Source organism: Methylobacterium sp. D54C (genome assembly GCF_053345595.1).
This window is the reverse complement of record NZ_JBKFAK010000004.1, coordinates 244,770-257,044: the sequence shown is the minus strand read 5'-3', so window position 1 is coordinate 257,044 and position 12,275 is coordinate 244,770. Positions and strand designations below refer to the sequence as shown.

At 70.8% G+C, this 12,275-nt stretch carries 8 protein-coding genes; 5 read left to right on the top strand and 3 right to left on the bottom strand.

All coding sequences use genetic code 11. The features are described 5' to 3' along the window. The first annotated feature begins 78 nt into the window (after positions 1–78). Positions 79–966, top strand: a complete 888-nt coding sequence (efeO, locus tag ACLBYB_RS12500) for an iron uptake system protein EfeO (protein ID WP_020093141.1) — start codon at positions 79–81, stop codon at positions 964–966. Positions 967–1,044: 78 nt separating this feature from the next. Continuing rightward, a complete protein-coding gene (gene efeB / locus ACLBYB_RS12495) occupies positions 1,045–2,286 on the top strand; it encodes an iron uptake transporter deferrochelatase/peroxidase subunit (RefSeq protein WP_447699059.1) in 1,242 nt (413 codons plus the stop codon). 95 nt (positions 2,287–2,381) lie between these two features. On the opposite strand, the gene fixJ is transcribed toward efeB, so the two are convergent. The 3 genes from fixJ to ACLBYB_RS12480 all read right to left on the bottom strand — a co-directional run bounded on the left by fixJ (position 2,382) and on the right by ACLBYB_RS12480 (position 7,995). Next, the gene (gene fixJ, locus ACLBYB_RS12490; RefSeq protein ID WP_091978125.1) at positions 2,382–2,999 is read right to left on the bottom strand and encodes a response regulator FixJ; all 618 of its coding nucleotides are present in this window, start codon (positions 2,997–2,999) and stop codon (positions 2,382–2,384) included. Beyond that, positions 2,989–4,542, bottom strand: a complete 1,554-nt coding sequence (locus tag ACLBYB_RS12485) for a PAS domain S-box protein (protein WP_447698954.1) — start codon at positions 4,540–4,542, stop codon at positions 2,989–2,991. The genes fixJ and ACLBYB_RS12485 overlap by 11 nt, the downstream gene beginning before the upstream one ends. A 114-nt stretch (positions 4,543–4,656) precedes the next feature. Next, a complete protein-coding gene (locus ACLBYB_RS12480) occupies positions 4,657–7,995 on the bottom strand; it encodes a PAS domain S-box protein (RefSeq protein ID WP_447698953.1) in 3,339 nt (1,112 codons plus the stop codon). A 218-nt stretch (positions 7,996–8,213) separates the two neighbouring features. On the opposite strand from ACLBYB_RS12480, the gene ACLBYB_RS12475 reads away from it, so the two are divergent. The 3 genes from ACLBYB_RS12475 to glpT all read left to right on the top strand — a co-directional run bounded on the left by ACLBYB_RS12475 (position 8,214) and on the right by glpT (position 12,175). Further along, positions 8,214–8,975: a DeoR/GlpR family DNA-binding transcription regulator gene (locus ACLBYB_RS12475; RefSeq protein ID WP_020093146.1), complete on the top strand. Its 762-nt coding sequence runs from the start codon at positions 8,214–8,216 to the stop codon at positions 8,973–8,975. 97 nt (positions 8,976–9,072) lie between these two features. Further along, positions 9,073–10,578 carry a glycerol-3-phosphate dehydrogenase gene (gene glpD / locus ACLBYB_RS12470; protein ID WP_447681564.1) on the top strand — a complete coding sequence of 502 codons (1,506 nt, stop codon included), beginning with the start codon at positions 9,073–9,075 and terminating at the stop codon, positions 10,576–10,578. A gap of 256 nt (positions 10,579–10,834) precedes the next feature. Next, the gene (glpT, locus tag ACLBYB_RS12465) at positions 10,835–12,175 is read left to right on the top strand and encodes a glycerol-3-phosphate transporter (protein WP_020093148.1); all 1,341 of its coding nucleotides are present in this window, start codon (positions 10,835–10,837) and stop codon (positions 12,173–12,175) included. Positions 12,176–12,275 lie beyond the last annotated feature (100 nt).

Sequence of the window (12,275 nt, the reverse complement as noted above, 5' to 3'; positions counted from 1 at the left end):
GCCCGCCGGTGAGGCCTCGATTAGCCGGTCGATGCGGCCGGCTCGGGCCGCGCCCCGTGTCACGATGCGCCGCCGCCCATGCCCGCGTCTCCAAGCCTCGCCCGGGACCGATCCCGCATCGCGGCCCTCGCTCTGGCGACGCTGATCGGCGTCGGCGATCCCCGCCCGGGCTGGTCCCTCGACATGCCCGACAGCCCGCGTCCCGCCCGGCCGTCCCGCCCGGTGCCGCCAGAGCTGGCCGCGGCCCTCGCGGCGTACAGGACCTACGTCGTGGCCCAGGCCGACGCCTTCGTGCGCGAGACCGCGCGCTTCGTCGCGGCGATCCAGGCCGGGCAGCTCGCGGAGGCGCGCCGGCTCTACGCCCCGGCGCGCGCGCCCTACGAGCGCATCGAGCCGGTGGCGGCCCTGTTTCCCGAGCTGATCAAGCGTCTCGACGTGCGCAGCGACGAGTTCGAGCTGCGCGAGCGCGATCCCGCCTTCGTCGGCTTCCATCGGCTGGAGATGGCGCTGTTCACCCTCGGCACCACGGAGGGGCTCGGCGAGGTCGCGGAGCGGCTCACCGCCGAGACCGTGACGCTGCGCGACCGACTCGCGGCGCTCGCCATCCCGCCCGCCCGGGCGGTCGGGGCGGCCTCGGCCCTGATCGAGGGGATCGCCGCCACCAAGATCAGCGGCGAGGAGGAGCGCTACAGCCGCACCGACCTGTGGGACTTCCAGGCCAATATCGAGGGCTCGAAGGTGGTGTTCACGCTCCTGCGGCCGCTGCTGACGGACCGGGACTTCGTGGCCCGGGTCGAGCGCAGCTACAAGCGAGTCGAGGACCTGCTCGCGCGCTACCGCAGTCCGGACGGCGGCTTCCAGAGCTACGACAACCTCACCGCCCGGGACCGCAACGCCCTGAAGGGGCCCATCACCCTTCTGGCTGAAGATCTGTCGACGCTGCGTGGCCGGTTGGGTCTAGACTGATATCATTGTCGAGGTGCCGCCCTGTGGCCTTTGTTCGAGGCTACAGGGGGCAACACACACAGACCTTGCCGAGCGATGATGCGTTTTCCGTCACCGGTCACCACCCGCCGCCAGCTTCTCGGCGGACTCGGAGCCGCCGCGCTCCTCGGCCCGGCCCGGGCCGAGGACGCCACGCCGACCATCGCCACGGAAGGGACGCTCCTCGCTCAGCCCTTCTACGGCCCCCACCAGGCCGGGATCGTCACCCCGCAGCCGGCCGCCGCCCTGTACGTCGCCTTCGACGTGCTGGCCGAGCGGCGCGGCGAGCTGCCCCACCTGTTCCGGACGCTCACCGAGCGCCTCGCTTTCCTGACGCGCGGCGGTGCCGTGCCCGATCTTCACCCGCAGCTCCCGCCGCGCAATTCCGGCATCCTCGGGCCGACCATCCTCCCGGACAATCTCACCGCCACCGTCTCGGTCGGCGCGAGCCTGTTCGATTACCGGTTCGGCCTGGGTCGCGCTCGCCCGCGCCATCTCGGGCCGATGGAGCGCTTCCCCAACGACGCCCTCGACCCGGCGCAGTGCCACGGCGACCTGCTGATCCAGTTCTGCTCGAACACCGCCGAGACCAACATCCACGCCCTGCGCGACGTCATCAAGGCGACGCCCGGCCTCCTCACGCCGCGCTGGAAGATGGAGGGCTTCCTCCCGCCCCACGTGGTGAAGACCATGGGGGCCGACACCGTGCGCAACATGCTCGGCTTCAAGGACGGCACCGCCAACCTCGACGTGCGGGACCTCCGGATGATGGACCGTTACGTCTGGGTCGGAGCGGGGCAGGACGAGCCGGCCTGGACGACGGGCGGAAGCTACCAGGTCGTGCGGATCATCCGCACCCTCGTCGAGCGCTGGGACCGCACGCCGCTCGGCGAGCAGGAGGCCATCATCGGGCGGCACAAGGGCAGCGGCGCGCCGCTCCGGCAGGGACACGAGCGCGACGTCCCCGACTACGCCGCCGACCCGGACGGCGAGGCGATCTCGCTCGCGGCCCATATCCGTCTCGCCAATCCGCGCCTGCCGGGCACCGAGGGCAGCCTGATCCTGCGCCGCAGCTACAACTATTCCCGCGGGCTGACCGCCGCCGGCCAGCTCGACATGGGCCTGCTGTTCGTCTGCTACCAGGCCGACCTCGCCGCCGGATTCATCACCGTGCAGAACCGTCTGTCCGGCGAGGGGCTCGAAGAGTACATCCGCCCGATCGGCGGCGGCTATTTCTTCGCTCTGCCCGGCGTGCCGGGGCCCGGCTCCTTCCTCGGGGAAGGCATGCTGGCCACGACCTAGACGGCGTCGACGCGGATCCCGGCTCGGACCACCGCCCCCGGATGCTGCGCCCGGGGTGCCCGAGAGACCGGCCGCCCGCGGGACCGCTCCCGCGCTCAGTCGCCGTCCGTCTGCCCCGCGATCAGGGCCATGCGGACGAGTTCGGAAAGGCTGCCGGCCTGGAGCTTGGACATGACGTTCGCCCGGTAGATCTCCACCGTCCGCGGGCTGATGCCGAGATCGAGGCCGATCACCTTGTTGGCCTTGCCGGCGATCAGTCCCTCCAGCACCTGCCGCTCGCGCTCGGTCAATTCGGCCAGGCGCGCCCGCACCGCGTCGCGCTCGGACGCGCGCTTGGCCGTCCGGTCCGAGCGCGCCAGGGCCGAGCGGATGCTGGCGAGGAGCACCTCGTCGTCGAACGGCTTCTCGATGAAGTCGACCGCGCCGGCCTTCATGGCCGCGACCGCGAGGGCGACGTCCGCGTGGCCCGTCATGACGATGACCGGCGGCAGGCTGCCCCGCTGACGGAGGCGGTGCAGGAGCTCGACGCCGTCGATGCCGGGCATGCGCACGTCGGTGACGACGCAGCCGACGCGCTCGGGCTCCGCCGCCAGGAAGGCGGTCGCGGAATCATGGACGCGGACGGTCAGCCCGTCGGTCGCTAGCAGGAAGGCCAGCGCCTGACGCACCGCGAGATCGTCGTCCACGATGTGCACGGGCGCGTCACTCGACATGAGCCATCTCCTCGCGGTCGAAGGTGCGCAGGGTGAAGCGGAAGGTCGTCCCGCCGTCCGGACCGGGTCCGGCCTGGATCTTGCCGCCGTGGGCCTCGACGATGGTCCGGCAGATCGACAGGCCGACGCCCATGCCGTTCGCCTTCGTCGTCACGAAGGGCTGGAAGAGCTGCTCGGCGATCTCGGGCGCGATGCCGGTCCCGGTATCCGACACGCGCACCTCGACCAGGCCCTCGGCGGGCAGCGCCCGCGTGGCGACGGTCAGGTCGCGCCGGGCGACGTCCTGCATGGCCTCGATCGCGTTGCGGATGAGGTTGAGCAGGACCTGCTGCACCTGGATCCGGACCGCCATCACGAGGGGCGCGTCCGGGTCGAGATCGAAGCGGACGCGCACGCCCTTCTCCTTGGCGCCGACGAGGGCCAGGGCGCTCGCTTCCTCGATCAGCTTCGGCAATCCCTCGATGTGGCGCTCGCTCTCGCCGCGCGACACAAAATCCCGCAGGTGCCGGATCACCTGCCCGGCTCTCAGGGCCTGGTCGGCCGCTTGATTCACCGCGTCGGCGAGCAGGGGCACTTCGGGGCCTTCCATGCGCCCGAGGAGGCGGCGGCAGCCCTTCAGGTAGCTCGCGATCGCCGTCAGCGGCTGGTTGATCTCGTGGGCCAGGGTCGAGGCCATCTCGCCGAGGGCGGTGAAGCGCGACATGTGCACCAGCTCGGACTGCAGCTCCTGCAGGCGCGTCTCGGTCTCGTTCCGCTCGGTGAGGTCGCGGATGAAGCCGGTGAAGTAGCGCTCGCCGCCCGAGCGCATCTCGCCGACCGACAGCTCCATGGGGAAGGTCGAGCCGTCCTTGCGCTGGCCGACCACGACGCGGCCGATGCCGATGATCCGGCGCTCGCCCGTCCGGAGGTAGCGGGCCATGTAGGCGTCGTGCTGGCTGCGGTACGGCTCCGGCATCAGCACGCTGACGTTCCGCCCGACCATCTCGTCCGAGCCGTAGCCGAACTGGCGCACGGCGGCCGCGCTGAACGACTTGATCTGCGCCTGCTCGTCGATGACGATCATCGCATCGGGCACCGTGTCGAGGATCGAGCGCAGGTGCGCCTCGCGCGCCCGCAACTCCTCGTCGGCCTGCTTCTGCGCGTGGATGCTGAAGACCACGCCCCGGTGCCGGCACGGCCGGCCGCCGGCATCGACCTGCACGCGCCCGCGCGAGCGTAACCAGTGAACGCGTCCATCGGGATGCACGGCGCGGAAGTCGATCTCGTAGCTTTCGCCGTCCGTCAGCGCGCGCCCGATCGCCGCCGCCCGGGCGGCGCGGTCGTCCGGGTGAACGCGCGCCTGGATCTCGTCCAGGGTGGTGAGACGGTCCGGCGGCACGCCGAACAGGCGGATGCAGGACGGGAGGATCGTGACGCGCCCGGTCGAGATGTCGAGGGCCCAGCCGCAGATGCCGGCCTCGTCGAGCGTCAGCCGCAGGCCTTCGGCGTCGAACGGGCCGCCGTCGCCGGTGGCGGGCGCGTATGGGTGTTCAGGCGTCGTCATGTCAGTCGCGCGCGGGGGGACGGCACCGTCATCATTCCGGGTCGTCGGCGCCCGTCTTACACCGCCGGTTGCATCAGCAAACAGCCGGAGGGCGCGCGTGCGCGCCGCAGCAGCTCACGGCGTCGCCGTCGCGCCCTGCTTCCGCGCGGTGACTTGCCGAAGCAGGCGTCCGAGCTGCTCGGCCGAGTAGGGTTTGTGCAGGACCGAGAATCCGTGCGCGCCGTCCTGCGCGAGGACGTGGCTGTAGCCTGAGGCCAGGAGCACCGGAAGCCGCGGCATCCGGCGCCTGAGTTCCTGCGCGAGGGCCAGCCCGCCCATCCCCGGCATCACCACGTCCGAGAACACGACGTCGAACTCCGTTCCCTCGGGTCCGAGCCGGTCCAAGGCTTCCTCGGCATTCGCCGCCCAGGTGGTCTCGTAACCGAGATCTTCCAGAATCTGCGTGGCGAAGGTGCCGACCTCGACGTTGTCCTCCACCACCAGAACGCGCTGGCCGGAACCGATGGGGGAGGCCGGCTCCGCGGGGGCGACGGCGGCGTACGGCGCGGACTCGGCCGCGACTTCGGGCAGGTAGAGCGTGAAGGTCGTCCCCGCGTCGAGCACGCTCTCGACCGCGACATCGCCGCCGGACTGCTTCGCGAAGCCAAATACCTGGCTCAGGCCCAGGCCCGTCCCCTTGCCGACCTCCTTGGTGGTGAAGAACGGCTCGAAGATCCGGTCCAGCACGTTCGGGGCGATGCCGGAGCCGGTATCGGTGAGCGCGATCGCCGCGAACGGCCGCGCGCTCGCCGCGTGCCCGCGGATCGCCGGCAGAGGGCAGGTGCAGGTCAATCGCAGCGTGAGGGTGCCCTCGCCGTCCATCGCGTCGCGCGCGTTGACGGCGATGTTCACCAGCGCCGTCTCGAACTGGCTCAGGTCGGCGCGCACGGCGCAGGAGACTTCCGGGATCGCGGTGACGACCCGGATCCGCGCGCCCGTCACCGTGTCGAGCAGTTCGGCCACGGCCCGCAACCGGTCGCCGAGGTCGAAGACCTGCGGGTCCAGGGTCTGGCGGCGGGCGAAGGCGAGAAGCTGGCCGGTCAGCTTGGCGGCGCGATCGACCGTGTCGGACACCGCGTCGAGGTAGCGGGCCTTGCGCGCCTCGGGCAGCTCGGGCCGGCGCAGGAAGTCGACGGACGAGCGGATGATGGTGAGCAGGTTGTTGAAGTCGTGCGCCACGCCGCCGGTGAGCTGGCCCACGGCCTCCATCTTCTGCGACTGGCGCAGCGCCTCCTCGGTCTTGAGCAGCTCTCCGGTGCGCTCGGCGACACGGCTCTCCAGGGTCTCGTTCAGCTCGCGCAGGCCGTCTTCTGCCAGCTTGCGGTCGTGGATGTCGGTCGATGTCCCGAACCAGGCGGTGATGGTCCCCCCGGGATCGCGCAGCGGTTCGGCCCGGGCCATGTACCAGCGATACGCGCCGTCGTGCCGCCGATAGCGCACCTCGATCTCGTAGGTGACGCCCCGCTCGCGCGCGTCCGCCCAGACCGCCGCCGTCCGCGCGCGATCGTCCGGATGCACCGCCTCGATCCAGCCATCGGGCAGCGACGCCTGCGTGTCGAGGCCGGTATACGCGCACCAGCGGTCGTTCAGGTAATGCAGGCGGCCGTCCGGCGAGGCGAACCAGACGAAGGCCGGCACGACGTCGGTCAGCGTGCGCAGCCGCGCCTCGGCCTCGCGGCGCTCGTCGATGTCGATGACCGAGCCGAAATAGCCGAGGAACGCGCCGTCGGAGGCGAACCGCGGCGACGCGGCGTCGAGCGCCCAGCGGTACCGGCCGTCCCCGTCCCGGAGGCGGTATTCGAGGCGGAACGACGCCCGGTCGGCGTTTGCCGCCAGGAACACCTGCTCGGAGTGGGCGCGGTCGTCGGGATGGATCGCGTCCAGCCAGCCGAGGCCGAGCGCCTCGGCCTCCGCCTGCCTGGTAAACTCGTACCAGCGCCGGTTGAGGTAGATGCACGCCCCGGTCTCGTCGGTGATCCAGGTCATCACCGGCGCGTCGTCCGCCATGGCGCGGAAGCGGGCCTCGCTCTCCCTGAGCCGCGCGTCGGCCTCGTGGCGGAACGTGACGTCGCTGGCCATCCCGAACCACTCGGTGACGGTCCCGTGCCAATCGATCAGCGGCACCGCGCGCGACAGCGTCCAGCCGACGCCGCCGTCGGCGCGCCGAACCCGGTGCTCGAGTTCGAACAGGCCCTTGCGGCTGACCGCGTCGTTGACGGCGGCCATGACCTCGGGCCTGTCGGCCGGATCGACGTAGCGGTCGAGCCAGCGCACGCTCGGCTCCGCCATGTCGGACAGGAAGCCGCGGCCGTGGAGCTGGCGCATCTCCTGCCAGTCCGGGCTCATGCGGTAGACCACGTCGGAGGTCGCGTGGACCAGGGCGCGGAGCCGCGCCTCGCTGAGCCGCAGGCTCGCCTCCGCGCCGACACGCTCGATATGCGCCCAGCAGCGCTCGGTCGCTTCGCGGATGAGCGCGAGCTCGGCGCGCGACCAGCGGTGGGGCCGCGCGTGGTGGACGGCCATCAGGGCGGCGAGCCGTCCGTCCTTCACCAGCGGCATGCAGATGGTGGCCGCGATCCCGATCGCCCGGAAGGCCTCGGCCTCGTGCGGGGCGAGCTCGGCGGCGTTGTCGTTGATGATGAGCGGCCGGCCGGCATTGAGTTCCTGGACGGCCAGGGCGCCGAAATCGGCGAGGCTGTAGTGCCCGAGGATCGAGGGCGCCGTCGGCACGTGCCAGTTGCCGCGGATGGTGAAGCCGTCGCCGTCCGGATCCATGTCGGCGTAGGCGCAATTCGACAGGTTCAGGTGTGCGCCGACGCAGCGCGTGGTGATCTCCAGGATCGTGCCGGCGTCGTGGGCGTTCGCGGTTGCCTGGCCCAGCTGGTCGAGGAAGCCGAGGCGGCTCTCGTTCTCGGCGATCCGACGCTCGCTGAGGACGCGCTCGGTGATGTCGCGCACCGTGGCGAGCGTGCCGATCGGCGTCCCGTCGTCGTCCAGGATGGGCGTGTAGTCGAGGTCCATCCAGACCGTCTCCGGATGCCCGTGTCGCCAGAGCTCCAGTTCCTGGGCGCGGAAGTTGAGCGGGCGACCGGACAGGCCGCTGGCGATCACGTGCGCGTTGAAGGTGCGGGCTTCCGGCCAGAGTTCCAGGAGACGCCCGCCGAGGGCCTCCGGATGGCGCGGGCCGCAGACCTCCGCGTAGCCCCGGTTGTAGACCAGGATCCCGTCGCTTCCCCAGATCGCCACCGTCGGGACCGGCGAGAGCAGCAGGGTCTGGACGATGGTCCGGACGGGCGCGGGCCAGGAGGCGATGGCCCCGAGCGGCGTCGCCGCCCAGTCATGATCGCGGATCAGGTCGCCGAGATCTCCGCCTCCGACCGGAGACCAGTTCTGCGGGACGGCCGCGCGCGTCATCGATGCGAATACCGAAACCGTTCCATCGCGGCGCTTGTCGACGCGCGGGTGCGCATCGTCAACATCCGCCGGGCCGGGCCGCGGGGTCCGGACGTTTCCTCCCGGAGGTGAATCCGCTAGGCGTGAAGGCCGGTTCAGAGCGCGCCTTCGCTTTCCGGCATCGTTCGCGCGTTCGCACCGAAACCGGTTTCGTTTTCGCCGCGCGGAGGTCTGAAGGCATGCTCTCGGAGCGTCAGAACGCGATCATGGACGTCGCCCGGACCGAGGGGCGCGTCTCGGTCGATGCCCTGTCCGGCCGGTTCGCGGTCAGCGTGCAGACCATCCGGAAGGACCTGAATGACCTGTGCGACGCGCGCCTCCTCTCGCGCATCCACGGCGGGGCGGTGCTCGGCGCGGGCGCCGAGAACCTCGACTACGAGGCACGCAACGCGATCGCGGCGCCCGAGAAGGCGGCGATCGCGCGCGCGGCCGCCGACCTGATCCCGGACCGCTCCTCGCTGTTCATCAATATCGGCACCACCACCGAGGCCGTCGCCCGGGCGCTGCTGAGCCATTCCGGCCTCATGGTCATCACCAACAACCTCAACGTCGCGCTCGCCCTGCGGCCCAGCCCGGAGATCGAGTGCATCGTGGCGGGTGGCCTGATCCGCCGCTCGGACGGGGGGATCGTCGGGGAGGCGGCGGTGGATTTCATCCGCCAGTTCAAGGTCGATTTCGCGGTGATCGGGGCCTCGGCTATCGACGAGGACGGGGCCCTCCTCGACTTCGACTATCGCGAGGTCCGGGTCGCGCAGGCGATCATCGCCAACGCGCGCCACGTCGTGCTGGTCGCCGATTCCACCAAGTTCGAGCGCAGCGCGCCGGTCCGGCTCGCCCAACTCAGCCAGGTCGGCACCTTCGTGACCGATCGCTGCCCGAGCGACACGCTGCGCGACCTGTGCCGCGCGTCCGGAGTGCGGCTCGTCGAAACCGGTCGCTGAGCGTATTGGTTTCGATTGACTTTCCTTTGGTTTCGTATTCAATTCCTCTGCTTTCGCAGCCGCGCGTCCGACGCCGCGGCACGAGAGGGGGAGGATCATGCGGACGTTCGACGTTGCCGTCATCGGCGGGGGGATCAACGGCTGCGGCATCGCGCGGGACGCGGCCGGCCGAGGATACTCGGTGTCGCTGACCGAGCAGAATGACCTGGGCAGCGGCACCTCGTCATGGTCGACCAAGCTGATCCACGGCGGCCTGCGCTACCTGGAGCACTACGAGTTCCGCCTCGTGCGGGAGGCGCTGGCCGAGCGCGAGGTGCTCTGGGGGATCGCGCCCCACATCGTGCGCCCGCTGCGCTTCGTCCTGCCGCTCCACGCGGGCCTGCGTCCGGCCTGGCTGCTGCGGATCGGCCTGTTCCTCTACGACCATCTCGGCGGCCGCAAGCGCCTGCCCGGCACGCGCCCCGTGGACCTCTCCGGCCCGGTCGGCGCCCCGCTCAAATCCGAGTTCCGGCGCGGCTTCGAGTACTCGGACGCGCGCGTCGACGACACGCGCCTTGTGGTGCTCAACGCGCGCGACGCCGAGGCGCGGGGCGCCGAGATCGCGGTGGGGACCCGCGTCGTCTCGGTCCGGCGCGAGGGCGATCTCTGGCGCATCGTCCGGCGCGAGCTTCGGACCGGCCGCGAGGAGGAGATCGCCGCGCGCTTCCTTGTCAACGCGGCCGGCCCCTGGGTCGACCGGGTGATCCAGGGCCCGCTTGGCCGGAGCGAGGCCAAGCACGTGCGCCTCGTGCAGGGCTCGCACATCGTGTTGCGCAAGCTCTACGACCACGACCGGGCCTTCATCTTCCAGAACGCGGACGGGCGCATCATCTTCGCGATCCCCTACGCGAACGACACGACGCTCGTCGGCACGACGGACCGTGACTTCTCCGGCGATCCCGCCGACGCGGCGATCACCGAGGAGGAAATCGAGTATCTCCTGAGCGCCGCCAGCGAGTACTTCGCGACGCCGCTTCGCCGGGACGACATCGTCTGGACCTTCTCGGGGGTGCGCCCCCTCTACGACGATCACGCCTCCGCGGCGCAGGAGGCGACGCGCGACTACGTGCTGAAGACGGACGGCGCGGCCGGCGAGGCGGCGGTGCTGAACATCTTCGGCGGCAAGATCACCACCTACCGCAAGCTGGCCGAGGATGCCCTGAAGGAGATCGGTCAGCGCCTCGGGGCGCGCGGCCGCTCGTGGACCGGAGGCGCCGCACTGCCGGGTGGCGATTTCCCGGTGGACGGGGTGGCCGAGCTCGAGGCGCGCCTCGCCCGCGCCGCGCCCCGGCTCGGCGCCGCCACGGTCCAGCGCATGGTGGCCGCCTACGGGACGGACGCGCTGCGCATCGCCTCGAATCTGGGACCCGATCTGGGACACGGCCTCCACGAGGGCGAGCTGCGCTGGATGATGGACCGGGAATGGGCCCGCACCGCCGAGGACGTTCTCTGGCGCCGGTCGAAGCTCGGTCTCGCCTTCTCGCCCGACGAGGTCGCGGCGCTCCGAGCGCGGATCGCGTCCATGACCGGCCGCACCGACGGCGCGATGGCCGCCGCCGTCTGAGACCGGCAAGGACGCAGCGAGACCGAGAGACGGCGACCCGGCCGAGCCGGAGAGGCGCCGCATCACAGGAGGAAACGATGCCGCGACCGGACCATGCCGTCCACCATCGCCACAGGTCGAGACCGGACGCGCGGATCGCGCGTCGGCGCGCCGATACGGCGCGACGCTGAGCGCTGCACCTCAGCACCCCGTCCAATCCGAGATGCGCCCGGGATGAGCCCGGGTCCATCCGCGGTCTCAAGCACCAAGGCGCGCCATGATCGGCTTTCTCGCTCCCGCGGCCCACAGGCCACCCATCCAGACGGATCGCGTCGATCCGACCTACCGCAAGCTGCGCTGGCAGATCTTCGCGGGCATCTTTCTCGGCTATGCGGGCTATTACCTGCTGCGCAAGAACTTCTCGCTGGCGATGCCCTACCTCGTCGAGCAGGGCTACAGCCGCGGTGAGCTCGGCACCGCGCTCTCCGCCGTCGCGATCGCGTACGGCCTGTCCAAGTTCCTGATGGGCATGGTCTCGGACCGCTCCAACCCGCGCTACTTCCTGCCGATCGGCCTCGTGCTCTCGGCGCTGGTGATGTTCCTGTTCGGCTTCGTGCCCTGGGCGACCTCCAGCGTCGGCATCATGTTCGTCCTGCTGTTCCTCAACGGCTGGTTCCAGGGCATGGGTTGGCCGCCGAGCGGCCGCACGATGGTGCACTGGTGGTCCCAGAAGGAGCGCGGCGGCGTCGTCTCGGTCTGGAACGTGGCGCACAATGTCGGCGGTGGCCTGATCGGCCCGCTCTTCCTGCTCGGCCTGGCCTGGTTCAACGACTGGCACGCGGCGTTCTACGTGCCCGCCGCCGTGGCGCTCGGCGTCGCGGTCTTCGCCTTCATCACCATGCGCGACACGCCGCAATCCTGCGGGCTGCCCTCCGTGGAGGCCTGGAAGGACGATTATCCGGACGGCTACGACGCGAACCACGAGCGCGAGTTCTCCACGCGCGAGATCTTCGTCGAGCACGTGCTGAAGAACCGGATGCTCTGGTACATCGCCTTCGCCAACGTCTTCGTCTACCTGCTCCGCTACGGCGTGCTGGACTGGGCGCCGACCTACCTGAAGGAGGCCAAGCACTTCTCGGTCGACAAGACCTCCTGGGCATACTTCCTCTACGAGTGGGCCGGCATTCCCGGTACCCTTCTCTGCGGCTGGCTGTCCGACAAGCTGTTCCGCGGCAACCGGGGCGCGACGGGCGTGGTGTTCATGTTCGGCGTCATGGCGGCGACGCTGGTCTACTGGCTCAATCCCGAGGGTAATCCGGGCGTCGACCTCGCGGCCCTGATCTGCATCGGCTTCCTGATCTACGGGCCGGTGATGCTGATCGGCCTCCAGGCCCTCGAGCTCGTGCCGAAGAAGGCGGCCGGGACGGCGGCGGGCTTCACGGGCCTGTTCGGGTATCTCGGCGGCTCCGTCGCGGCGAGCGCGCTGGTCGGCTACACGACCGACCATTACGGCTGGAACGGCTGCTTCATTCTCCTGCTGGCGGCCTGCGTCCTCGCCATCGTCTGCCTGTCGCTGACCCTGCGGCACAGCAGCACCGCGGTCGCGCAGCCTGCCTGAGCGGCGGTTTCCGGACACGGCAGGGATGCTCAGGCTTCCTGCCGGCCCGTGCCGGTGCGATCGGGACGGGCGCCCGGAGCGGCCGTCCCGGCGCCGAGCG

Bases quoted from the DNA above. Each gene is read 5' to 3' on its own strand.
- efeO (WP_020093141.1), top strand. From the start codon at position 79: ATGCCCGCGTCTCCAAGCCTCGCCCGGGACCGATCCCGCATCGCGGCC.
- efeB (WP_447699059.1), top strand. From the start codon at position 1,045: ATGCGTTTTCCGTCACCGGTCACCACCCGCCGCCAGCTTCTCGGCGGA.
- fixJ (WP_091978125.1), bottom strand. From the start codon at position 2,999: ATGTCGAGTGACGCGCCCGTGCACATCGTGGACGACGATCTCGCGGTG.
- ACLBYB_RS12485 (WP_447698954.1), bottom strand. From the start codon at position 4,542: ATGACGACGCCTGAACACCCATACGCGCCCGCCACCGGCGACGGCGGC.
- ACLBYB_RS12480 (WP_447698953.1), bottom strand. From the start codon at position 7,995: ATGACGCGCGCGGCCGTCCCGCAGAACTGGTCTCCGGTCGGAGGCGGA.
- ACLBYB_RS12475 (WP_020093146.1), top strand. From the start codon at position 8,214: ATGCTCTCGGAGCGTCAGAACGCGATCATGGACGTCGCCCGGACCGAG.
- glpD (WP_447681564.1), top strand. From the start codon at position 9,073: ATGCGGACGTTCGACGTTGCCGTCATCGGCGGGGGGATCAACGGCTGC.
- glpT (WP_020093148.1), top strand. From the start codon at position 10,835: ATGATCGGCTTTCTCGCTCCCGCGGCCCACAGGCCACCCATCCAGACG.